The following is a 21,375-nucleotide window of genomic DNA, read 5'->3' on the forward strand; positions in this document are numbered from 1 at the left end:
GTCGTCGGGTCTGGCGGCGCGCGTCAGGCCGACGGTGCGACGACGACGATGCCGTCATCGTCCGAGTAGGCGATGTCGCCCGGATTGAAGGTGATGCCGCCCAGTTCGATCGGGACGTCACGATCGCCGACCCCGCTCTTGGTCGACTTCCGCGGGTTGGTGCCGAGCGCCTTGACTCCGATGTCCATGCCACCGATCGTCTTCGCGTCACGGATGGCACCGTTGGCGATGATCCCGACCCAGCCGTTCGACCGCCCCAGCTCCGCGATGATGTCGCCGACCAGCGCGGTGTGCACCGACGCGGCACCGTCGATCACCAGCACGCCGCCGGGATTCGGCTCCGAGAGGATCGACTTGAGCAGGGCGTTGTCCTGGAAGCAGCGGACCGTCGTCACCGTGCCGACGAACTCGCGGTTGCCGCCGTACTGGGTGAACTGGGTGTCGCAGCTCCGGACGTCGGCGCCGATCTCATCGACGAGGTCCGCGGTCGGAGTGAAGTTCAGCGTGCTCATGGCCATCGATTCTAGGCGGGCACCGCTTATCTGTAACGCCCGGTTACGTCACAGTCGGCCGACGAACCGCCACGGACAGTCGGTCGGCAGCCGAGATCCGGCCGACTCCGAGCGGTACCGTATGAGGTCCGACCACCCGAGCCGCCCAGTTCCGGAAAGGCCGCCGACGACCGTGCCCAAGATCAGCGCCGACTCCCTCGCCGAGCACCGTGAGGCGGTGCTCTCCGCACTGATGGACGGCACCGTGCGGATCCTGCTCAGCGACGGCGAGCGCCGGCTCACCGCGGCGTCGGTCGCGGCGGAGGCCGGGATCGCCCGCAACAGCATCTACCGCTACGTCTCCTCGGTCGACGATCTCGTCGAGCTGGTCGTCGCCCGCGGCTTCCAGGAGTGGACGGCGCAGGTGCGGGCCGACGTCGACGCCGCTCGCGACCCTCGCGCCGCGGTGGTCGCCTATGTGCGCAGCAATCTCACCCTCGCGGCGTCCGGCGAGCACGCGCTGCAGAGCTCACTGGCCGGCGCGGGGCTCTCCGACTCCGCACGCGAGCGAATGGTCGACTTCCACCGACAGATCACCGCCGTGCTGACCGACGCGGTCGGCGCCCTCGGCGCCCGGCAGCCCGAGCTGATCGTCGTGGCGATTCAGTCGCTCGTCGACTCCGCCCTCGGCCTGGTGGGTCCCGGCGAGGATTCGGAGCAGGTCATCGACTTCATGGCGGATGCGACCAGGGCGATCCTCGAAACTCGCTGAACCGCTTTCGCGACACCCCGTCGCAATCATGTACCTTTCTTTGCGACATAGTGTCTCGAAGATTGGAATCAAGCGTGTTCATCGCATTGCGAGAACTGAGAGCGGCATGGGGCCGCTTCGTGATGATCGGAGTGGTGGTCGCGCTGGTCGCGGCGCTCGTCGGAATGGTGTCCGGCTTCACCATCGGTCTCGGCAACGACACGGTCTCGGCCCTGCGCGCCCTGAACGCCTCGTCCGTGGCCTTCGCCACCGGCACCTCCGACTTCAACCGAAGCGTGATCTCAGCCGAGGACGTCGCCGCCTGGCAGAACCGACCCGGGGTCGATGCGGCCCCGCTGGGCGTGTCCATGGCGCACGGCGAGAACGACCACGGCACCATGGTCGATCTGGCAGTCTTCGGCGTCGAGCCCGGCGGCCCGCTCAGCCCCGCGACCGAGGAAGGCGATCGACTCACCGACGGACTCGACGAGGTGGTCGTCTCCGAGCAACTGCTCGCGGACGGCATCCGTATCGGCGACGTACTCGCGATCGACAACAGCGACGTCCGGCTTCGCGTCGTCGGGTCCACCGACGACCGGTCCTACGGACACGTTTCCGCCGCCTACACTTCGCTCGACACCTGGCGGACGGTCCGGTACGGCACCACCGACCTCGGACCGCGCCAGCAGGGCACGGCCGCGGCCGTGGTGGTCCTGAGCGGGAATCCGCCCGACGTCCTCGGCGGCACGACCGTCCAGAGCGACGAGGTGCTGCTCGAAGCCGCGCCGGGCTACTCGGGCGAGCGTCTGACGATGAACTCGATCCTCGCCTTCCTGTACGTGATCGCCCCGCTGATCGTCGCCGCGTTCTTCGCGGTGTGGGTCCTGCAGCGACAGGGCGTCTACGCGCTGCAGCGCGCCCTCGGCGTGTCCCGCTGGTCGCTCGTCGGGTCTGCACTGGCCCAGGCCGCCGTCGTCGTGGCCCTCGCGACCGTCGCCGGATCGGCCGTGGCCTACCTGCTCGGTCTCGGCTTGGGCGATGCCGTTCCCTTCGACCTGCCCTTCTCCTCGCTCGCCACGACGACTCTGGCGGTGATCGCGGCCTCGCTGATCGGTTCCGCCGTCACCCTCCGCTGGGTGGTCTCCGCCGACCCCCTGACCATGCTGGGAGCCTCCCGATGAGCCTCGACCTCCGCAACGTCCACGTCGAGTACCGCTCCGGCGAGGAACGTCTGACCGTCCTCGACGAGTTCACCGCGACGTTCGAGCCCGGTACCGCGACGACGATCGTCGGACCGTCGGGCTCCGGCAAGTCGACCCTGCTCGGCGTCTGCGGCATCCTCCGCCGGCCCGATCGCGGCGCCGTCTGCCTGGACGGCACCGACGTCACCGGATTGTCGGTTCGTGACCGGGATAGGCTGCGGCGCACACAGATCGGCTATGTCTTCCAGTCGGGCAATCTACTGCCCGGACTCACCGTGCTGGACCAGGTCCTGGCGCAGGCCGTCATCTCCGGCGAGCGTCCGGCGCGCGCCCGAGCCCACGCTCGGGACCTGCTCGACGAGGTCGGCCTCGCCGGTCATGAGCGGCAGCGCCCCGACGAGCTCTCCGGCGGTCAGCGCCAGCGGGTGTCCATCGCCCGCGCGCTCATCCACCGACCCCGCCTGCTGCTGATCGACGAGCCGACCGCTGCGGTCGACCGCAGCCAGGCGGGTCGGATCACGGATCTGATCATGCAGGTGACCGAGGAGTCCGGCTGCATCACCGTCATCGCGACGCACGACCCGGAGGTGATGGCGGCGACCGACCGCACCGTCTCGCTCGCCGTGGTCTGAAACCCGCGGTCTGAAACCCCACGGTCTGACGTCCGGCTACTGCTGGGGCTTGGCCAGCGGGAAGGCCAGCGACTCGCGGATCGACTGCCCGGTGATCAGCATGACGATCCGGTCCACGCCGAGCCCCAGTCCCCCGGTCGGCGGCATCGCGTACTCGAGAGCGGTGAGGAAGTCCTCGTCGATCTCCATCGCCTCCGAGTCGCCGCCGGCCGCGAGGATCGACTGCTCGGTGAGCCTCTTCCGTTGCTCCACCGGATCGGTGAGCTCGGTGTAGGCGGTCCCGAGTTCGACGCCCCAGGCCACCAGGTCCCATCGTTCGGCGACGCCCTCGATGCTCCGGTGCCCGCGGGTCAGCGGCGAGGTGGACGTCGGGAAGTCCTTGTAGAAGGTCGGGAACGTGGTGCGGTCCTCCACCAGGTGCTCATACAGCTCCAGCACCAGGTGGCCGGCGTCCCAGTCCGGTCGGTACGCGATGCCGAGTCCACGGCAGATCTCGCGCAGTTCGTCCGCGCTCGACTCCGGTGACACGGCGGCACCCGCTGCCTCCGAGACCGCGGCGTGCACCGACTTCACCGGCCATTCGCCGGAGATGTCGACGACTTCGACCCCGCCCGCGTCGTCCGTCCGCTCGATCACCGCACGACCGTTGGCGGCGACGGCGGCCGCGATGATCATCTCGCGGGTGAGCGTCATCATCGACTCGTAATCGTGGTGCGCCGCATAGGCTTCCAGGCTGGTGAACTCGGGGTTGTGGGAGAAGTCGACACCCTCGTTCCGGAAGTTCCGGCCCATCTCGAAGACCTTCTCGATCCCGCCGACACACAGTCGCTTCAGATACAGCTCGGGGGCGATCCGCAGATAGAGGTCGAGGTTGTACGCATTGATGTGGGTGCGGAACGGCGTCGCATTGGCGCCGCCGTGAATCTGCTGCAGGATCGGCGTCTCGACCTCCAGAAAGCCCTGCGCGGCAAGGTGATCGCGCAGGGCGCGGACCACGGCGCTGCGGGTGATGAGCAGTTCCCGGCTGCGCGCGCTGACGGCCAGGTCCACGTAGCGCTGACGCACCCGCGCCTCGGGGTCGGTGAGGCCGCTCCACTTGTCTGGCAGCGGATGCAGGCACTTGCCGTTGAGCCGCCAGTCGGTCGCCAGGACGGACAGCTCTCCCGACCGGCTGGTCCCGACCGTTCCGGTGACCTCGACGAGGTCGCCGAGGTCGATGGTCGACGCGAAGTCCAAGGGCTGGGCGACGATCGCCTGCGACTCGACCAGGACCTGGATCTCGCCGCTCTGGTCGTGCAGGTCGGCGAAGGTGACCTTGCCGAAGTCGCGTTTCCGCGTCAGCCGACCAGCGATCCGGACCGTCTCGCCGGCCTCCGCCGCCGCGGCCTGCGCCACCGTGTGCGTCGGCGGCTGTGCCACCGGATAGGGGTCCACGCCCTCGTCGATCAGCCGGTCGAGCTTGTCGAGGCGCACCCGCACCTGCTCGGGGCGCCGCAGGGTGGTCACCACCCGGCTCTGCGCCTCGACCTCGAGCTCGGCCACCAGGGCGTCGACGTCGACGCCTTCCGGGATCGACGACGTGCCCGTCTTGTAATGCTTCGCTCGCCAATGCTTTCCCGGGAGTTGAACGAATCCCTCCGCGACCATCGCCGCCAGCGCGACGCGCGGGATCACCTTGCTGTCCTCGTAGCAGATGTACCGCGGCTTCCACATCGGCTGATACTTCGCGTTCGACTTGTACAGCGACTCCATCTGGAAGAACTTCGAGAAGAACTTCAGAACCGCGTAGACCAGCCGCATCACCGGCCGGGCCCCGACCTGCGGGCCGTACTCGAAGACGTCGCGGAAGGTCGCGAAGTTCAGCGAGATCCTCGTGACGCCGACCGATTCCGCATTCTGCGCCAGTTCCGAGACCATCGTCTCGACCACGCCGTTTGGCCCGCCTCGATCGCGGCGCATGAGGTCGAGCGAGACGCCGCTGCGGCCCCACGGGACGAACGACAGCATCCCGATCACGCGCTCGTCGTCGCCGCCCTCGTTCTCGACGGCCTCCACCAGGAGCGCGTCGCCGTCGGCCGGATCGCCGACGCGGCCCAGGGCCATGGCGAAGCCGCGCTCCTCCTTGGTGTCCCGCCAGTCGTCGGCGCGGCGGACCACGCCCTCCACCTCGTCCCACGACAGTTCACTCATGCGACGCATCCGCACCGAGACGCCGAGCCGTTTGACACGCGACACCGATCCGCGGACGCCCTTCATCGTCGGGCCCGACAGGCTGAAGTCCGCGGCGTTCATCAGCGCCTCGTCGCCGAGGTTGATCGCGTTGAACCCCGCCGCGTGCAGCACCTCGGCACCCCGGGTGCTGACGCCGAGCACCGCGGGATGCCAGCCGTAGGTCTCACAGAGGGCCACGAACTCGGCGATCGCCTCCGTCCACGAGTCCGGATCGCCGACCGGATCACCGCCCGCCACCGCCGTCGACATCTCGACGCGGTACGTGATCGCGGCCCGGCCGTCCGGAGAGAACACCACCGCCTTGTCCCGACGCGTGGAGAAGTAGCCGAGGGAGTCGTCGTCCCCGTACACCTCGAGCAGCGCGCGCACCAGCCGCTCGTCCTCCTCGGTCATCAGTGAACTGAGCCGCTGGGATCGGAACAAGACGATCGCCGCGAGGATCAGCGCCAGCGCACCGAACAGTCCGAGCACCCAGTTCACCATCCACGGCGCGTGGTGGGTGGCGAAGGACTTGACGTCGATGGTCGCGAAGGCGACGACGTGGTTGAACGCGTACGGCAGCCGTTCGTGCGGCTCCAGCGTGCCCGGCGCGACGCTGACCAGCGCCCATCCGGCGAGGGTGCCCGCGGCCAGACCGCCGACGAGCACCGCGAGCGCCGACAGCAGGGCGCCGCGCCGGACCCGCGTGTTGAACTGCCGGTAGCCGGCGATCAGCACCACGAGGAGGACGATGTTGAACGTCAGCCCGATCACCGACTCGCGCCACTCGTCGACCCAGCTCGGGTCGGACGCGGCGATCAGCACCACCAGCAGGTTCAGCACCATGTACAGCGACAGGTATGCGACGGTGATCCACCAGGCCACCCGCTTGCGCAGCGAGAGCGACACCGCCAGCAGGCCGAGGACGACGGTCCAGGCGAGGCTGGTGCTCGGCATCGGGAACAAGTAGTCGTCGACGAACATGCGCGGCACCCGGATGAGGTGCCGGAACGGCGGGATCAGCGTGGAGAGCAGCGACACCGTGGCGAGCAGGCCGACGATCGTGCCCGCGATCCGCGGAATGCGGCGGCCGAATCCGCTCGGGTTGGAGATGCGGCCGATGGTGGCCGACGACCGCCGATTCGCCGTCGCATGCCGACTCGCCTCCCGCGCCGCCGCGCTGGGCGCCGTGTCGCGGTGGCCGGTCTCCAGTTCTGTCATAGGAACAAAATACGACCGCCGGCGGTCAACGGCACCCGGTGACGCGGCACAATGCACTGGTGGACGAGATTGAGATCCGGGACGAGAACATCCGATTGGGACAGTTCCTGAAGCTGGCGAATCTGATCGAGTCGGGCGCCGACGCGAAGGCGGTGATCGCCGACGGCATGGTGTCGGTGAACGGTGAGACGGACACCCGTCGGGGACGGCAGCTCCGCCCGGGCGATGTGGTCGAGCTCGGCGGGGTCAGCGTGCGAGTCGCAGCTCGCTGAGCTCCTGCTGGGTGACGAGACGTTCGCGCTGTTCGGAGAGCGCCTGAGGAGCGCGGCGCCAGGTACCGAAGACACGCGCGATCATCGTTCGCGAAGACTTGCGTCGTTGGCGACTGGTCGGCATGACATTCCCTCCATTCGGCCCGCGACCGGACCCGCTCCTATCTATAGTGTCGCCACGACAGGCCCCCGCCGTTAGCGTCCGCGACGGAAAGAGTCGGGTCTCACTCGCCGGGCGCGGGTATGAGCTGGTCCGGGCATCGGCCCTTCCCTGCTCATCCGGCCTCGCGCATACTGGTAGTCACCCGTTCGGAGGAGAGGCACATGCCCGAATCGCTCGCAACGTACATCGCACTGCCCGGTACCACGGCCGAGGCGATGGAGCATTGGCACCAGGTATTCGGCGGCGAGCTCCAGATACTGAGATACGGCGACAACCCGATGCCCGGCATGCCGTTCGAACCGGATCCGCAAGCCGTCGCGCACGCGACGCTGGTGACAGCCGGGGGCATCATCGCGGGCGGTGATGCGGCGCCGGACGGAAACGACTACGCCGTGCAGGGCACCGCCTACTCGCTGTTGTACACGACCGACACGACGGCCCAGGCCCGTGAGTACATCGCGAAGCTCGTCGAGGGCGGCGGACGTGAAGCGATGCCGTTCGCTCGCGCTCCCTGGGGCGGCTGGTACGGGCACACGTTCGACCGTTTCGGCGTGATGTGGGCCTTCTCCTGCGATGCGGAGCAGTGACTCCGGTTCCACGCACCGGAGAAGGCTGCCGGACGCCCGCGCCCGACCGCCCTCACTGATGGCCTGAACCTTCGTCAGGCCGCGTACACCCCCAGCCTGCGGGCCTCTTCGACGCCCGAGTAGTGCGAAGCGTCACCCGAGATGATCCGGCTCGACTCGCCGTCGATGCCGACCGGCACATCGCCCGCGAGCGTGATGCGGTGCAGTTCCCGCTTCTGCCCGCCGAAGTCGGCGATTCCGTAGTGCTGGGTGGCGCGGTTGTCCCAGATCGCGACGTCGCCCAGGCTCCAGTTCCACCGGAAGGTGTTCTCGAGTCGGGTGATGCGGTTCTGCAGCAGTTGGAACAGCGGCCCGAACTCTGCGGGCTTGAGTGCCGGGAACTCCTTCACGAAGTGACCGAGCAGGAGGCTGCGTTCACCGGTCTCCGGGTGGACGCGCACCACCGGATGCAGGGTCTCGTATTCGGCGCTGGTGAACTCCCGGTAGTGGTCGACTCGCCTGCGAGTCTCCTCGTCGCCCGCATCCGGGTCCGCCGTCACGTAGTCGTAGAAGTTGGAGTGCTTGGCCCACAGGCCGTCGACCAGTGCACGCAGCGGCGCGGGCAGTTGCTCGTACGCGGCGACGGTCGACGCCCAAGTGGTGGCTCCGCCCCACGACGGGAGGGTGACGGCGCGCAGGATCGACGCCTTCGGCACTCGGTCGACGAACGAGACGTCGGTGTGCCAGCTGTTGGCGGCGCCTTCGATGGTCAGGAGCTGCGAACCGCGGGAGGTCACGGTCGGGTGCGGCAGCGTCGGCTCACCGAGCAGTTCGGCGAACGCGTACTGGCCGTCGTCGTCGAGGTGCTGCTGGTCGGTGAAGACCACGACCTTGTTGACGGCGAGGGCGAGCCGGATCGCCTCCGCCTGCTCGGCGGGCACGTCGCCGCCCAGTCGCACCCCGCTGATCCGGGCGCCGATATGCTCGCCGAGCTTGTCTACGGTGATTCCCGCATTGGAATAGACGTTCTTCGCGGCCTCTTCACGATCGGCGCGGTTATCGATTGCTGTGACAGTCATGACGAATTCCTTTCGGGACTTCAAGAGATGATTCAACCCGCGAATAGATGAGGACGAGAAATAGGTTCATCGCCGGGCGAAGAGATGAGGGTCGATACCGAATCGGTGAATTCATGAAATCACCGGGTCCGGCGCAGGGCGAGGGATTGATTCAGGGTGATCGAAAGTCCGGATCCGCCTCAGTCCGCATGGTCGGCGGCGTGGTCGTCGATCTCCCGTCGAACGCTCGCGGGCACCCGGACCTCGCCGGGGCGGTAGGTGACCGCGACCAGGCCCGGGCCGGCGCGGAAGACGCCCCGCCGCCGTCGCAGTTCGGGATCCACGGCACCGCGCGCGTCCAGTCCCACCGAGATCCCCGTCCACGGAGCCATGCCGACGAGCTGCACGGCCGCCGGCAGCTTCGCGACCACCGCGTCGCCGCTCGGTCCCGACGCCCAGACCTCGAAATCCCACCGCACCTGCGGTGTCGCCGCGGCGCGCAGGGTCACCGTCCGGGTCCCGGGCGGCAGCTCCCCGGACACCCTGGTGATCCGGCCGTATGCGTTGTAGACGAACGTCAGCTGCCCGTCCTCGACCGCGAGGAGGTAGCCGCCCTGCTGATCGCCGTGCGCCACCAGGACTCCCTCATCCGTCGACGACCACTCGCGCAGTTCGACGACGGCATCGAAGTCTCGATAGGCGATCAGCCGGCTCGACCGATACCGCTCGAGCGTCGGCGTGCCGGCGAGAATCCTTATCGGGGAGGCGAATCGCTCGTCCTCCGCGGGACGGCGACGCTGTGCGGCGGCCGGCGAGTCGAACAGCGGGAACACCGTGTTGTGCCACGCCGCCTCATCCCAGGCCGCCGCCAGTTCGGCGACGACCTCGGGATGCAGTGCGGCGACGTCCGTCGTCTCGGCGGGGTCGGTCCGCACGTCGTACAGTTCCCAACGCGGCGCGTCGACGTGCGCCGGGTCGTTGTCGTGGAGCGACAGCAGCTTCCACCCGTCCCGGTAGAAACCGCGATGCCCGCCGAACTCCGCGTACTGCTCGGTGTGCGGCGACTCGGCGGCGGAATCGCGGAGTACCTGCGCGATGCTGACTCCATCGCGCTCGGCGGCCGGGACGCCGAACCTGGTCGGCGGGGTCGACACCCCGGCCAGGTCGAGAAGTGTCGGAGCCAGGTCGGTGACGTACGAGAAGTGGCGCCGCACACCGTTGTCCGAGTCCGCCCGCGGCAGCCCGGCGGGCCAGGACACGACGAACGGCACGCGGACACCGCCCGCGTAGGTCTGGCCCTTGTAGAACCGGAACGGGGTGTTGGAGGCCTGGCCCCAGCCGCGCGGGTAGTGGACGCCGAGCTCGGCGGAACCGATCAGGTCCTCCTCGTGCGGCACGTCTTGCTCCCAGTCGTGAGGCACCGGGCCGTGCACGAACTGGCTGAAGTACGACCGCGTGCCGGTGGCGCCGCCCTCGGCCGTCCCGCCGTTGTCGGAGGTGAAGACGACGATGGTGTCGTCGAGCTCGCCGAGGTCCTCGAGCAGGCCCAGCACCCGCCCCACGCTCTGGTCGACGCTGTCGACGAGAGCCGCGTACACCTCCTGATAGCGCTGGTACCTGCGCTGTTCGTCGTCGGTGAGGTCCGCCCAGGGGGCTGCGTCGTACCCGGGTTCGGTGTTGCGCTCGGCGATCGGAGTCCCCGGATCGAAGAGTCCGTCGGCGACCTGCTTGGCGAACCGCTTGCGGCGCACCTCATCCCAGCCCTCGGCATAGCGGCCGCGGTGGCGCGCCAGGTCGTCGTCCTTGACCTGATGCGGGCCGTGCATCGCGATGTGGGCGAAGTAGAGGAAGAAGGGCTTGTCCGCATCGTGCGCCCGCAGCGCCTTGATCTGGTCGATGGCTCGATCGGTCAGGTCGTCGGTGACGTAGTAGCCCTCCGGGTACTCGTCGACGTCGACCACCGAGTTGTCGGCGATGAGCTGATTCGGGTTGAAGAACGAGTTCAGGCCCTCCAGCGAGCCGTAGTAGCTGTCGAAGCCGCGCTGCAGCGGCCACGACTTCCGAGATCGCCCCGGGCTCATGTCGGCGTCCCGGACCAGATGCCATTTCCCGACGGCGAAGGTCGCGTAGCCCGATTCGCGCAGGATCTCGGGCAGCGTGAGCACATCGTCGGCCAGTTCCAGTCGGAGCCCGGGGAATCCGGGATCGGAGTTGGCGACACTGCCGTAGCCCGCCCGATGCGGATTGACGCCGGTCAGCAGCGCGGCGCGCGCGGGCGAGCAGACCGGGGTCGTGTGGTAGTTGCTCAGCCGGTATCCGGACGCGGCGATGCGGTCGATGTTCGGCGTGGGAATCTCCGCGCCGAACGGCCCGATGTCCGAGTAGCCGAGGTCGTCGACCAGCACCACGACGATGTTCGGTGCCTTCGCGGGCGCAGCGGGCTCAGCCGGCCACCACGGCGTCGACCGGGACGTGGTGCGTCCGACGGTTCCCCCGAAATCGTCGTATCCGCGTGCATACCCGGGAACTGCTGAATTCTCTTCACCTATCGACATCGATGCTCTCCTCGCCTGAATCCGCCGAACTTGAATATCGGCACTGCGCGAAGATGCCCCACGCGAATATCGCTGGTCAAAGATTAGATTCGGGCTGACTGCAAATGATTACATTCCGGCGATCAGGACGAATGATTTCTCGAGATCACCGCGGTCACCTTCGACCGCGCCGCCCTCCCGAAGAGAAAGCAGTCCAGGAATGTTCCGAAATCCGCGCTCGCGAATACCGTGGGTCCTCCTCCTGACCGTAGTCGGCGTGCTCGGCCTGGGCGGATGCCGCAGCGCGGTCGACGCACAGCAGAGCACCGCGCCCCGCACCGGTCCGGTGACGGCGGGTGGGGAGCTGCGCGTCGGAGTGCTCGGCGACCTGCAGCCGAAGACGTTCCTCCAGATCGGTACCGGCGGCGTCAACGGCCACGTGCTCGCGAACGTCTACGACACGCTCGTCACCTACGACCGCCAGAAGCTGAGCCCGCGTCCCTCGCTCGCGACGTCGTGGGCCCTGACGCCGGACGGGAAGTCGTTGTCGCTGACCCTGCGCGACGGCGTCCGGTTCCACGACGGCCGGCCGTTCACCTCCGCCGACGTGCGCGCGTCCCTACTCGCCTACCTCGACGGGCCGTGGACACCGCAGTTCAAACGGACCGCGGCCGCCATCACGAACTACGACGTCAGCGATCCGCATCGAGTGGTGCTGACCTTCGCCCATCCCGTCGGCAACATCTTCGACCTCCTCGACTCCGCGCCGGTCCTCGACGGATCGCAGATCGACCAGGTCAAGGCAGGCAAGTCGTTCAACGGGACCGGCCCGTTCCGGTTCGACTCCTGGACCCCGAACTCGTCGGTGCACCTCACCCGGAACACCGGTTACTGGGGCGGTGCCGCCCCGCTCGACTCGATCACCTTCGTCGAGGCCCGCGACCCGAAGTCGCTGTACACCCGACTGCGGACCGGACAGCTCGACGTCGCCAGCGGACTCACCGACAACGATCACGAGATCGCCACGCGCCGTTACGGTTTCAGCGACATCCAGCTGACCGGCGGAGAGACGCAGGTGTACGTGGGCGTCAACGTCAAGAATCCCGCACTCGCCGATCCCCGGGTCCGGCGCGCCATCGCCTACGCGGTCGATCGCGACCGCATCATCAAGGACGTCTACCGCAACTCCGGCTACCCGGTGAACCTGCCGTGGCCCAAGACGTCGCCGGCCTACGACGAGGCGGGCAATCGGACCTACCGGCGAGACGTGCAGCGTGCCCGCGACCTGCTCCGGGACGCCGGACCGATCCCACCGATCGATCTCGATTACACGACCGGCGGTTCGGACCGGATCGTCGCCGAGATCGTGCAGTCGAATCTGCGGGAGATCGGCATCACCAGCAATCTGGTCCCCAACGACCGGACCATCCAGGCGACGAAGCTGATCGGCGGCCAGTTCTCCGGACTGTGGATCCTCCAGCACGCCTTCGCCCAGTTCACCCCCTCGACGCTCGCCGTCTCCGCGTATCCGTTCAACGCCGCGAAGAACGCATCGGGTTACTCCAACCCGGAGTACTCGGCGGCCGCCGACGCCGCCTGGAAGACGGCCGACCCCGCGTCACCGCAGCCGCTCGACGCGTACCGCAGGCTCGACCGCGTCTGGCTCGACGACCTGTTCCTGATCGAGATCGGCGTGGTGATCCCGAACGCCACCGCGGCACCGGGCGTCCGCGACATCGACTGGGACCGCCGCGACCAGCTCCACTTCGCCCACACCAACCTCTCCACCTCTGATCGGAGGTCTTGACCGTGACCGGCTATCTGCTCCGGAGGATCCCGACGGCGATCGTCGTCCTGCTCGTCGCCTCGCTCCTCGTCTTCGCGGTACTCCGTCTCATTCCCGGCGGTCCCGAGGCCGCCCTCGCCGGCCCCGATGCCGGTCCCGACCAGCTCGCCGCGATCCGGCACGACCTCGGTCTCGACCGCGGATTCTTCGTCCAGTACGGGTCGTGGATCGCCGGGCTGGCGACGCTCGACTTCGGGACCAGCTATCAGGTCGGCGGCGACATCGGGGACCTCATCTCGTTCGGCCTCACCAACACCCTGGCACTGACCGCGGCCGCGGCCCTCATCGCCGTCCTGCTCGGTCTCGCGCTGAGCCTGAGCGCCGTGATCTGGCGCGGGCGGGTGCTGAACACCCTCCTGACCGGGGTGAACGCGCTGGCGATCGCACTCCCGACGTTCGTCGTCGGCACCGTGCTCATCGCCGTCTTCGGTATCAACTGGCGCGTCCTTCCGGCCGGTGGCACGCCTCCGGCCGGCCTCACCGACGACCTGTGGATCACCTCCCAGTACCTGCTGCTGCCCGCCCTCACACTCGGTCTGCCCGCAGGCGCGATGCTCGCGCGCTTCCTGACCGAGTCCTTGCGGACCGAACTGGCTCAGCCCTACGCCGTCACGGCGATCGCCACCGGTGCGAGCCACCGCGACGTCGTGCTCAAGCACGCGCTTCGCAACGCGCTGCCGTCCACGATCACCGCGTTCGGGCTGATTCTCGGCGCGCTGCTCGGCGGCGCCGTCCTCGTCGAGTCCATCTTCGGGTGGCCCGGCCTCGGACTGCTCACCGAAGAGGGCATCTCCGCCCGCGACTATCCCCTCGTCCAGGTCCTGGTCCTGTTGTCGGTGACGGCGTTCGTGCTGATCCAACTCGCCGCCGACGTCCTCCACGCCTGGCTCGACCCCCGTATCCGATTGGCTGGTGCACAGTGACGACTTCTCCGGGAACCCGCTCCCCCGCAGCGTCCCCCTCCGCTCTCGAATCGACTCCCGCCGACGAGATCCACGACGTCGACCCCGGCCTGGTCCCGGAGTCGCCGACCGACCGTGACGAAGTCCATACCCGGACCCCGCTCTACCGAAGTCTGCTGCACGGTTCCGGCCTCATCGGCACGCTCCTGGTGCTGATCGTCGTCGCCGCGGGGCTCTTCGGCCCACTGCTGCTGTCGTACGGTGCCGACCAGCAGATCGACGGCGCGTACCTGCTCCCGCCCAGCGCCGAGCACTGGTTCGGCACCGACGACGTGAACCGCGACGTGCTGGCACGCACCCTGGTCGGCATCCGGATCGATCTGCTGATCATCGCGATCGCCGTCCCGATCGGAGCCCTGGTCGGCACACTGATCGGCCTGGTCGCAGTGTCCACTCCGCTGGCCGACAGCCTGGCACAGCGTGCCTTCGACGTCGTCCTCGCCTTCCCTGCGCTGATCCTCGGCATCGCGCTCGCCGCGATTCTCGGGCCCGGTGCCACGACCGTCGGCATCGTGATCGCCGTCGCCGAGATCCCCGTCTTCGGCCGTCTCGTGAGGACCTCGGTGCTTCGGGTCCGCGAACAGCCGTATGTCGAGGCGGCCCGGGTCAGCGGCGCGAGCGCGGGTCGCATCCTGCTGCGACACGTTCTGCCGAACTCCGTCGAGGCACTCGGCGTCCAGCTGGCGCTGTCTCTCTCGCTGGGCGTCTTCATCGAAGGTGCGCTCGGGTATCTGGGGGTCGGCGTCGTACCGCCGACCCCATCGCTCGGCGGTCTGATCGCCGCGGGCAACAACTATCTGGAGACCAACCCGTGGTTCTCCCTCGGACCGCTGATCGTCATCTCCGCCCTCGTCCTGGGCCTCTACCTGATCGCGCAGTCGATCTCGAACGACCGAAGGAACCTCCGATGACCGACCACTCCGTACCCGCCGCCGAGCGCGGGACTCCGGCTCTCGAGGTGACCGACCTCCACGTCACCTTCGACTATCCGCGGCCGGCCGTGGCGGGCATCAGCCTCCGCGTCGATCGCGGCGAGATCGTCGCGCTGGTCGGCGAATCCGGATCGGGCAAGACGATGACCGCCAAGGCGGCGATCGGCCTTCTCCCCTCCGGCGCCACCGCCACCGGATCGGTACGCGTCGACGGCCAGGAGGTGCTCGGCCTGTCGGAGAAGGAGCTCACCGCCATCCGCGGGGAGCGCGTCGCGATGGTCTTCCAGGAACCGCAGACCGCGCTCAACCCGGTGCAGACCATCGGCTGGCAGCTCCGTCAGGCACTCACCCGGCACCGGAGGCTCACCCGGGCGCAGGCTCGCGCACGAGCCGTCGAACTGCTCGAGCTGGTCGACATCCCCGACGCCGCCGACCGTGCCTCGTACTATCCCCACCAACTGTCCGGCGGACAGAAGCAGCGCGTGGTGATCGCGCTCGCCCTCGCCGGCGAGCCCGCCCTGCTGCTGGCCGACGAACCGACCACCGCGCTCGACGTCTCGGTGCAGCGGGAGATCCTCGATCTCCTCGTGCGCCTCCGCGACCGGACCGATGCGGGGATCCTGTTGATCACCCATAACCTCGGGGTCGTCGCGGAGATCGCGGACCGCGTCGTCGTCGTACAGCTCGGCGAGACGGTGGAGACCGGTGACGTCCGACAGATCTTCGCCGCCCCGGCCGCCCCGTACACGCGTCAACTGCTGGCCGCCGTTCCCCGTCTCGATGTCGCGTCGCGCGACGGCAGGCACCACGCCGCGAGCGCGAGTGACGGCCCGACGCCGGTCGTGGTGGTCGACGGGGTGACCGTCGAGCATCCTGGCTCGTTCGGCTCGGCCCCGCACGTCGCATTGTCGGACGTGTCGCTGGTGGTCGAACCGGGTGAGGTGGTCGGTGTGGTCGGCGAATCCGGCTCCGGGAAGACCACTCTCGGCCGGGCCATCGGCGGTCTGCTGCCGCTGTCGGGCGGTCGGATCCTGGTAGACGGCGACGACTTCACCGAACTCTCCGGCAAGGATCTCCGAGCGGCACGACGACGCATCGCCTTCGTTCCGCAGGACCCGACCGCCTCTCTCGACCCGCGGTTCACCGTCGCCGAGTCGATCCGGGAGCCGTTGGAGATCCAGGGGATCGGGGACCGCCGCTCACGTGCGGCCCGGGTCGCCGAACTGCTGTCGGCCGTGCAGTTGCCGACCTCGTTCGCATCTCGCCTGCCCCACGAGTTGTCGGGCGGGCAGCGTCAGCGCGTCGCGCTGGCCCGTGCGCTCTCGACCGATCCGAAGCTGCTCATCGCCGACGAGCCGACGAGCGCCCTGGACGTCTCCGTCCAAGCGCGCGTCCTCGAGCTCTTCGCGCAATTGCAGGCCGACATCGGCTTCGCGGCATTGTTCATCAGCCACGACCTCGCGGTCGTGCGCCAGGTGTCCGACCGCGTCACCGTCCTCAAGGCCGGGCGTGTCGTCGAGTCCGGCAGTGCGACAAGGATCTTCGTGCAGCCCGCCACGGACTACACCCGCACTCTGGTGCACGCGGTCCCCGTCCCCGATCCCGAGCGAGACCGCCTCGGCCGCGAGCTGCTGCCCGCAGGCTGACGCCGGAGCCCCCTCCCCGACCCCGTCATCACAACATCAATGCGAGTTCACCCCCTCAGCTCAGGGTGTGAACTCGCATTGGTGTTGTGATGACGGGGGTCTGCGCCCGGCTGGAGTCACCCGATGGCGCGTTCCCGCCCTTCCCAGAACGGGCGGCGCAGGTCCTTCTTCAGAATCTTGCCGCTCGGATTCCGCGGCAGACCCGCCGTGAAATCGACGGAGGTCGGGCACTTGTAGTGGGCGAGGCGTTCACGGCAGAACACTGCCAGTTCCTCCTCCGTCACCTCCGGCGCCCGATCAGCTCGGACGACGACCGCCTTGACTGTCTCACCCCACCGCTCGTCCGGCACTCCGATCACGGCGGCCTCGGCCACTCCGGGGTGCTCCATCAGGACGTTCTCCACCTCGATCGGATAGACGTTCTCTCCTCCGGACACGATCATGTCCTTCGCTCGATCACACAGGAACAGATAGTCGTCCCCGTCCAGATAGCCGACGTCTCCGGTTCGGAACCAGCCGTCGGGTCGCAGCACCGCCGCGAGTTCTTCGGGCTGATTCCGGTAGCCGGACAACAGCATCGCGCTGCGGGTCCACACTTCGCCGACCTCACCGTCGGGCAGGCGCTGCGCTGTCATCGGATCGAAGATCCCCATCTCCACGACCGAGGTGGCCCGGCCCGCGGACGCCAGTCGGGCTCCGCCGCGACGATGATCCTCCGGCCCCAGAAAGGTGATGGGTCCACAGGTCTCGGTCATCCCGTACGACTGGACCAGGTCGCACCCGAAGGTCTCGGCCGCGGCGTCGGCGATCGTCGGCGACATCGGGGATCCGCCGTAGATGAGGGTGCGCAGTTCCGGATAGGTGCGTTCGCGCGCCGTCGGGTGCTGCACCAGCGCATGCACCACCGCGGGCACGGTGAGCGCATGGTGCACACCGCCCGAGGCGAAGATGTCCAGCACCTTCTCGGGAACGATCTCCAGCACGTGCAACGATGCCGCGCCCACGGCGAGACAGTAGAAGATCCACCCGGTACCTGAGAGATGGAAGTTCGGAGCGGGCACCATCACCACATCACCGGGCCGGATGTCCCACGGCACTTCGGACGAGAGGTTGACACTGATCGAACGGTTGGAGAGCTCAACGCCTTTGGGACGACCGGATGTTCCGGAGGTGTACACCATGAGCGCGATGTCCTCACGCTCCGGCGATGCGAAGTCGCCCGAGGCGGTCTGATCCGCCAGCCAGTTCTCGAAGTCCTGGGGTTCGCTCCCGTAAACGATCAGTCTGTCGCGGCCGTCCTCCGGCACCGCATAGCCGAGCAGCGGCAGGAACTCCGCCTCGGCGACGACGGCGGCAACCCCGGAATCCTCGACGATCTGCGCCGTCTCCCGGCGGCTGAGGCGCCAATTGAGCGGCACCGCGCAGGCTCCCGTCAAAGACGCCGCCGCCATCACCTCACCCCAGGTGACCGCGTTCTTGCCGATGAAGCCGATCACCGGCTGGGCCCGCCGGTCGTCAGCTGCTCGAATGCCGAGACGAGCACGCAGTCCGTTCGCGATCGCGCTGCTGCGTTGCAGCCATTCCGCGAAGGTCCGCGACTGGGCGCCCTCCACCGCTATCGCAGTCGAGTTCGGACGCTCTCGCGCCCAGTGCTGGAGCATGGTGCCGATCGACCTGTGGTGTGCGGATTCGCCGCTGGTTTGTTGCATCTGCTTCACTGCTTTCTCTCAAGTTCTGTCGTCGTTCGGATCGCGGCAGGTCTGGATCCGGTGCCGCCGTCGAGGTGATGCGGCGCGGTGAGCCGGCCGGTCACCGCCGTCGCCGCCGCGACCGCCGGCGACACCAGGTGCGTGCGCGCCCCGTCGCCCTGCCGCCCCTCGAAGTTCCGGTTGCTGGTCGACGCCGATCGCCGGCCCGGCCCGAGTGCATCGGGATTCATGGCAGTGCACATCGAGCACCCGGGTTCGCGCCAGGAGAATCCGGATGCGGTGAACACCCGATCGAGTCCTTCCCGCTCCGCCGCTGCCGCAACCGCACGCGACCCCGGCACGACCAGCGCGGTGACTCCCGACGCCACGGTCCGCCCGCGCAGCACCTCTGCCGCCGCCCGCAGATCCTCGAGACGACCGTTGGTGCACGACCCGATGAACACCGTGTCGACCGAGATGTCACGGACCGGGAGCCCGGGGCTCAGATCCATGTACGCGATGGCACGACGCGCGGCCTGTACTGCGGCGGCGTCGGATCCGGTCTCCGGGTCGGGGACCACCCCGTCGATGCTCACAGTCTGCGCAGGCGACGTCCCCCACGTGACCGTCGGCTCGACATCTGCCGCATTCAAGACGACCGCTCTGTCGAAGACCGCGCCGGCGTCGCTGCGCAGGCTCGCCCAGTAGTCGACGGCGCGCTCCCACGCCACGCCTGCCGGAGCCCGGCCTCGGCCCCGCAGATAGTCGAGTGTCACCTGGTCCGGAGCGATCACTCCGGCCCGCGCTCCGCATTCGATCGTCATGTTGCACAGCGTCATCCGCTGCTCCATCGTCATCGCCTCGACCGCCTCGCCGCAGTACTCGATGACACAGCCTGCGCCACCGTTCGGCCCGATGGTCGACAACACATGCAATGCGATGTCCTTGGCAAGAACGCCCGCCGCTGGTTCACCGTCGATCCGGACGCTCATGGTCCGCGGCCGCGGCATCCACAGGGTCTGGGTCGCCAGCACGTGCTCGACCTCGGACGTCCCGATCCCGAACGCCAATGCGCCGAGCGCGCCGTGGGTCGCGGTGTGGGAGTCTCCGCAGACGATGGTCGCACCCGGTTGGCTGAGCCCCTGTTCCGGTCCGATGACGTGCACGATCCCGTTACCGGAGGTGCCCATCGGATGCACGGGGACACCGAACTCGGCGCAGTTGGTCCGCAACAGATCGAGCTGTAGCCGACTGAGCGGGTCGGTGACGGCGGATTCCCCGCCGAATGTCGGGACGTTGTGGTCCTCGGTCGCCATCGTGAGGTCCGGCCGCCGGACCGGGCGTCCCGCCGCCCGCAGTCCGGCGAACGCCTGCGGTGAGGTCATCTCGTGGAGCAGGTGCAGATCGACATAGATCAAGTCCGGGCGACCGTCGTCGCCCGCGACGACCACGTGCTCGTCCCAGAGCTTGTCGAGCAGGGTGCGCGGCGTCTGCTCTCGGTCGACTGTCACGATCAGGCCATCGCGGTCGGTCGCAGTGTGGTGTCGGTGTGCTCCATCTGAGCCTGCATCAGGGTCATCAGCATCCTCGCCTTGAGCTCCGCGAAGGCCGGATCGTGCCAGCGGTTGTGCATCTCATCGGGATCCTGCGCGAGGTCGTAGAGCTCACCGTCGTCGCTGCCGTGCAGGACGGTGATGCGTGCATCGGCGGTGATCGCGGTTCGCATCTGCGTCGGACGGCCCACCCGGAAGGCGTCGAACATCTGGTCTTCTTCGATGTACACGGCGCTGCGAACTCGCCTATCCGAGTCGTCGAACAACCCGGTGAGTCCGATGCCCTGCATGCCTTGGAACTGCTCGACATCGGCCAGGTCGAGGATCGTCGGACCGACGTCGAGCGACGAGACCAGCGATCGGCTGGCGCTCGGCGCAACGCCCGGCCCGGAGAACACCAGCGGTACGCGGACGCAGCCGTCGTAGTGCAATCCCATCTTGAGCATCAGTCCGTGGTCCCCGAACATGTCACCGTGATCGCTGGTGACGACGACGACGGTGTCGTCGAGCACTCCCGCGGACTCCAAGGCTTCGACGATCGCACCGACCGCCTCATCGATGAACGTGATGGCGCCGTACTCGCGGGCCGCGGCCTCCCGGAACTGCTCGGCGCTCGGCGCGAACGCCGACATCGAGCTCCCCCGCTGCTCGCCCCGATGCGCCACCATGTCCCGGATGCGTTGCCAGGAGTCCGTATGCGGGTCGTCGAACGTGTCCGGCAGCGGGATGTCGTCGGGGTCGTACATGTCGTAGAAGCGTCCGGGCGGAGAGAACGGGTGGTGCGGATCCGGGAATGAGCACTGGATGAAGAACGGTGCATCGTCGGCGGCGGCCTCGGCGATCATCGCCGCACTGCGTTCACCGACCCACGCGGTGGGGTAACAGTCCTCCGGCATCTCCGGCTGATAGACCTGATCCCATCCCGCATAGACCTGTTTCGCATGTTCGACACCCCGGTTCGCGGGATCGAAGCCACGAGCCCTCAGCCAGTGCTCATAGTGGCCGCCGGCGTAGTCGGCATGATCCAGCGCGAGTTCGACGCGATCGAATCCGTAGTAGTCGGCCGGCATCTCCACCAGCTCTCGACTGTGGAGGTCGACGTCCTCCCAGCGGTCCCAGCCGGGTTCCCGGCGCCGGTCGATTCCTGGAGTGGGCAGATCACCAGCGGTGAGCTGCGCGGCGAAGTCGGGACGATTGCCCAGATTCTGGAAGTGTGCCTTGCCGACGAGCATGGTGCGGTAGCCGCCTGCGCGAAGCTGCCGCACGAAGGTGTTCGCATCCGGGTCCACCGGGATGCCGTTGAACCTGGTTCCATGTGCGGAGGGCACTCGCGACGTCAGCAGGCTCGCGCGGTTCGGCATGCAGATCGGGTTCGCGACGTAGGCCCTGTCGAATCGCGCGCCGCGCTCCGCGATGCGATCGAGGTTCGGGGTGCGCACGACCGTGTTCCCGCCGAACCCGACGTGGTCGGCCCGCAGCTGGTCGGCCATGATCAAGACGACGTTGGGCCGCCGTTTCGGTTCCTGCTGATCGTTCACGGGGTGGTCCTCTCCGTATCCGGGATGTAGGCGCGTCTCGGGTCCGCGAACTGCGGCTCCCGGTGCTGGTCAAGGTGAATCCGTATCGTCACGGCGGTTCCCTGTTCAT

General features: G+C 68.2%; 16 protein-coding genes. 9 read left to right on the forward strand and 7 right to left on the reverse strand.

All coding sequences use genetic code 11. From position 1 onward, the window contains the following. Nucleotides 1-23: 23 nt before the first annotated feature. Nucleotides 24-512 carry a ribonuclease E activity regulator RraA gene (rraA, locus tag SCNU_RS15405; RefSeq protein ID WP_009680321.1) on the reverse strand — a complete coding sequence of 163 codons (489 nt, stop codon included), beginning with the start codon at nt 510-512 and terminating at the stop codon, nt 24-26. Between the two features lie 172 nt (nt 513-684). Between rraA and SCNU_RS15410 the strand changes: the two genes are divergently transcribed. The 3 genes from SCNU_RS15410 (at nt 685) to SCNU_RS15420 (ending at nt 3,076) form a co-directional block, all read left to right on the forward strand. Next, nucleotides 685-1,263 carry a TetR/AcrR family transcriptional regulator gene (locus tag SCNU_RS15410; protein ID WP_009680322.1) on the forward strand — a complete coding sequence of 193 codons (579 nt, stop codon included), beginning with the start codon at nt 685-687 and terminating at the stop codon, nt 1,261-1,263. A gap of 74 nt (nt 1,264-1,337) precedes the next feature. After that, nucleotides 1,338-2,423: an FtsX-like permease family protein gene (locus SCNU_RS15415; RefSeq protein WP_009680323.1), complete on the forward strand. Its 1,086-nt coding sequence runs from the start codon at nt 1,338-1,340 to the stop codon at nt 2,421-2,423. Then, nucleotides 2,420-3,076: an ABC transporter ATP-binding protein gene (locus SCNU_RS15420; RefSeq protein WP_009680324.1), complete on the forward strand. Its 657-nt coding sequence runs from the start codon at nt 2,420-2,422 to the stop codon at nt 3,074-3,076. Before SCNU_RS15415 ends, SCNU_RS15420 begins: the two co-directional genes overlap by 4 nt. A gap of 36 nt (nt 3,077-3,112) precedes the next feature. Here SCNU_RS15420 and lysX read toward each other — a convergent pair whose 3' ends face one another. Further along, nucleotides 3,113-6,508, reverse strand: a complete 3,396-nt coding sequence (lysX, locus tag SCNU_RS15425) for a bifunctional lysylphosphatidylglycerol synthetase/lysine--tRNA ligase LysX (RefSeq protein ID WP_009680325.1) — start codon at nt 6,506-6,508, stop codon at nt 3,113-3,115. A gap of 59 nt (nt 6,509-6,567) precedes the next feature. Between lysX and SCNU_RS15430 the strand changes: the two genes are divergently transcribed. Together SCNU_RS15430 and SCNU_RS15435 are read left to right on the forward strand one after the other, a co-directional pair. Next, nucleotides 6,568-6,780, forward strand: coding sequence for an RNA-binding S4 domain-containing protein (locus SCNU_RS15430; RefSeq protein WP_139026047.1), 213 nt, complete (start codon nt 6,568-6,570; stop codon nt 6,778-6,780). 324 nt (nt 6,781-7,104) lie between these two features. Next, nucleotides 7,105-7,530, forward strand: coding sequence for a VOC family protein (locus SCNU_RS15435; protein ID WP_009680328.1), 426 nt, complete (start codon nt 7,105-7,107; stop codon nt 7,528-7,530). Nucleotides 7,531-7,604: 74 nt separating this feature from the next. On the opposite strand, the gene SCNU_RS15440 is transcribed toward SCNU_RS15435, so the two are convergent. Beyond that, nucleotides 7,605-8,588 (reverse strand): TauD/TfdA dioxygenase family protein, encoded by a 984-nt coding sequence (locus SCNU_RS15440; protein ID WP_009680329.1) that lies wholly within the window; start codon nt 8,586-8,588, stop codon nt 7,605-7,607. Nucleotides 8,589-8,767: 179 nt separating this feature from the next. Then, entirely contained in the window at nt 8,768-11,122 is a 2,355-nt protein-coding gene (locus SCNU_RS15445) for an arylsulfatase (protein ID WP_009680330.1), read from the reverse strand. Nucleotides 11,123-11,321: 199 nt separating this feature from the next. Here SCNU_RS15445 and SCNU_RS15450 point away from each other — a divergent pair, with 199 nt between their 5' ends. From SCNU_RS15450 to SCNU_RS15465, 4 genes are read left to right on the forward strand one after another with little or no spacing between them, the layout of a single operon-like run. Continuing rightward, nucleotides 11,322-12,908, forward strand: a complete 1,587-nt coding sequence (locus tag SCNU_RS15450) for an ABC transporter substrate-binding protein (RefSeq protein WP_009680331.1) — start codon at nt 11,322-11,324, stop codon at nt 12,906-12,908. Nucleotides 12,909-12,910: 2 nt separating this feature from the next. Beyond that, nucleotides 12,911-13,870, forward strand: a complete 960-nt coding sequence (locus SCNU_RS15455) for an ABC transporter permease (RefSeq protein ID WP_009680332.1) — start codon at nt 12,911-12,913, stop codon at nt 13,868-13,870. Further along, entirely contained in the window at nt 13,867-14,820 is a 954-nt protein-coding gene (locus SCNU_RS15460) for an ABC transporter permease (protein ID WP_009680333.1), read from the forward strand. The genes SCNU_RS15455 and SCNU_RS15460 overlap by 4 nt, the downstream gene beginning before the upstream one ends. Beyond that, a complete protein-coding gene (locus SCNU_RS15465) occupies nt 14,817-16,487 on the forward strand; it encodes a dipeptide ABC transporter ATP-binding protein (RefSeq protein WP_009680334.1) in 1,671 nt (556 codons plus the stop codon). The genes SCNU_RS15460 and SCNU_RS15465 overlap by 4 nt, the downstream gene beginning before the upstream one ends. 116 nt (nt 16,488-16,603) lie before the next feature. Here the strand turns inward: SCNU_RS15465 and SCNU_RS15470 are convergent, their stop codons facing one another. Genes SCNU_RS15470 through SCNU_RS15480 form a run of 3 tightly spaced genes read right to left on the reverse strand, consistent with a single transcriptional unit; the run spans nt 16,604 to nt 21,266 of the window. Beyond that, nucleotides 16,604-18,196, reverse strand: coding sequence for an AMP-binding protein (locus tag SCNU_RS15470; protein WP_139026049.1), 1,593 nt, complete (start codon nt 18,194-18,196; stop codon nt 16,604-16,606). A gap of 5 nt (nt 18,197-18,201) precedes the next feature. Further along, a complete protein-coding gene (gene leuC, locus SCNU_RS15475; RefSeq protein WP_009680336.1) occupies nt 18,202-19,686 on the reverse strand; it encodes a 3-isopropylmalate dehydratase large subunit in 1,485 nt (494 codons plus the stop codon). Between the two features lie 2 nt (nt 19,687-19,688). Continuing rightward, the gene (locus tag SCNU_RS15480; RefSeq protein WP_009680337.1) at nt 19,689-21,266 is read right to left on the reverse strand and encodes a sulfatase family protein; all 1,578 of its coding nucleotides are present in this window, start codon (nt 21,264-21,266) and stop codon (nt 19,689-19,691) included. Between the last annotated feature and the right edge of the window lie 109 nt (nt 21,267-21,375).

This window comes from Gordonia neofelifaecis NRRL B-59395, from assembly GCF_000192435.1.
In the GTDB taxonomy this organism is placed as follows: Bacteria; Actinomycetota; Actinomycetes; order Mycobacteriales; family Mycobacteriaceae; genus Gordonia; species Gordonia neofelifaecis.

Bases quoted from the DNA above. Each gene is read 5' to 3' on its own strand.
- SCNU_RS15465 (WP_009680334.1), top strand. From the start codon at position 14,817: ATGACCGACCACTCCGTACCCGCCGCCGAGCGCGGGACTCCGGCTCTC.
- SCNU_RS15440 (WP_009680329.1), bottom strand. From the start codon at position 8,588: ATGACTGTCACAGCAATCGATAACCGCGCCGATCGTGAAGAGGCCGCG.
- SCNU_RS15470 (WP_139026049.1), bottom strand. From the start codon at position 18,196: ATGCAACAAACCAGCGGCGAATCCGCACACCACAGGTCGATCGGCACC.
- SCNU_RS15450 (WP_009680331.1), top strand. From the start codon at position 11,322: ATGTTCCGAAATCCGCGCTCGCGAATACCGTGGGTCCTCCTCCTGACC.
- SCNU_RS15445 (WP_009680330.1), bottom strand. From the start codon at position 11,122: ATGTCGATAGGTGAAGAGAATTCAGCAGTTCCCGGGTATGCACGCGGA.
- lysX (WP_009680325.1), bottom strand. From the start codon at position 6,508: ATGACAGAACTGGAGACCGGCCACCGCGACACGGCGCCCAGCGCGGCG.
- SCNU_RS15435 (WP_009680328.1), top strand. From the start codon at position 7,105: ATGCCCGAATCGCTCGCAACGTACATCGCACTGCCCGGTACCACGGCC.
- SCNU_RS15420 (WP_009680324.1), top strand. From the start codon at position 2,420: ATGAGCCTCGACCTCCGCAACGTCCACGTCGAGTACCGCTCCGGCGAG.
- rraA (WP_009680321.1), bottom strand. From the start codon at position 512: ATGAGCACGCTGAACTTCACTCCGACCGCGGACCTCGTCGATGAGATC.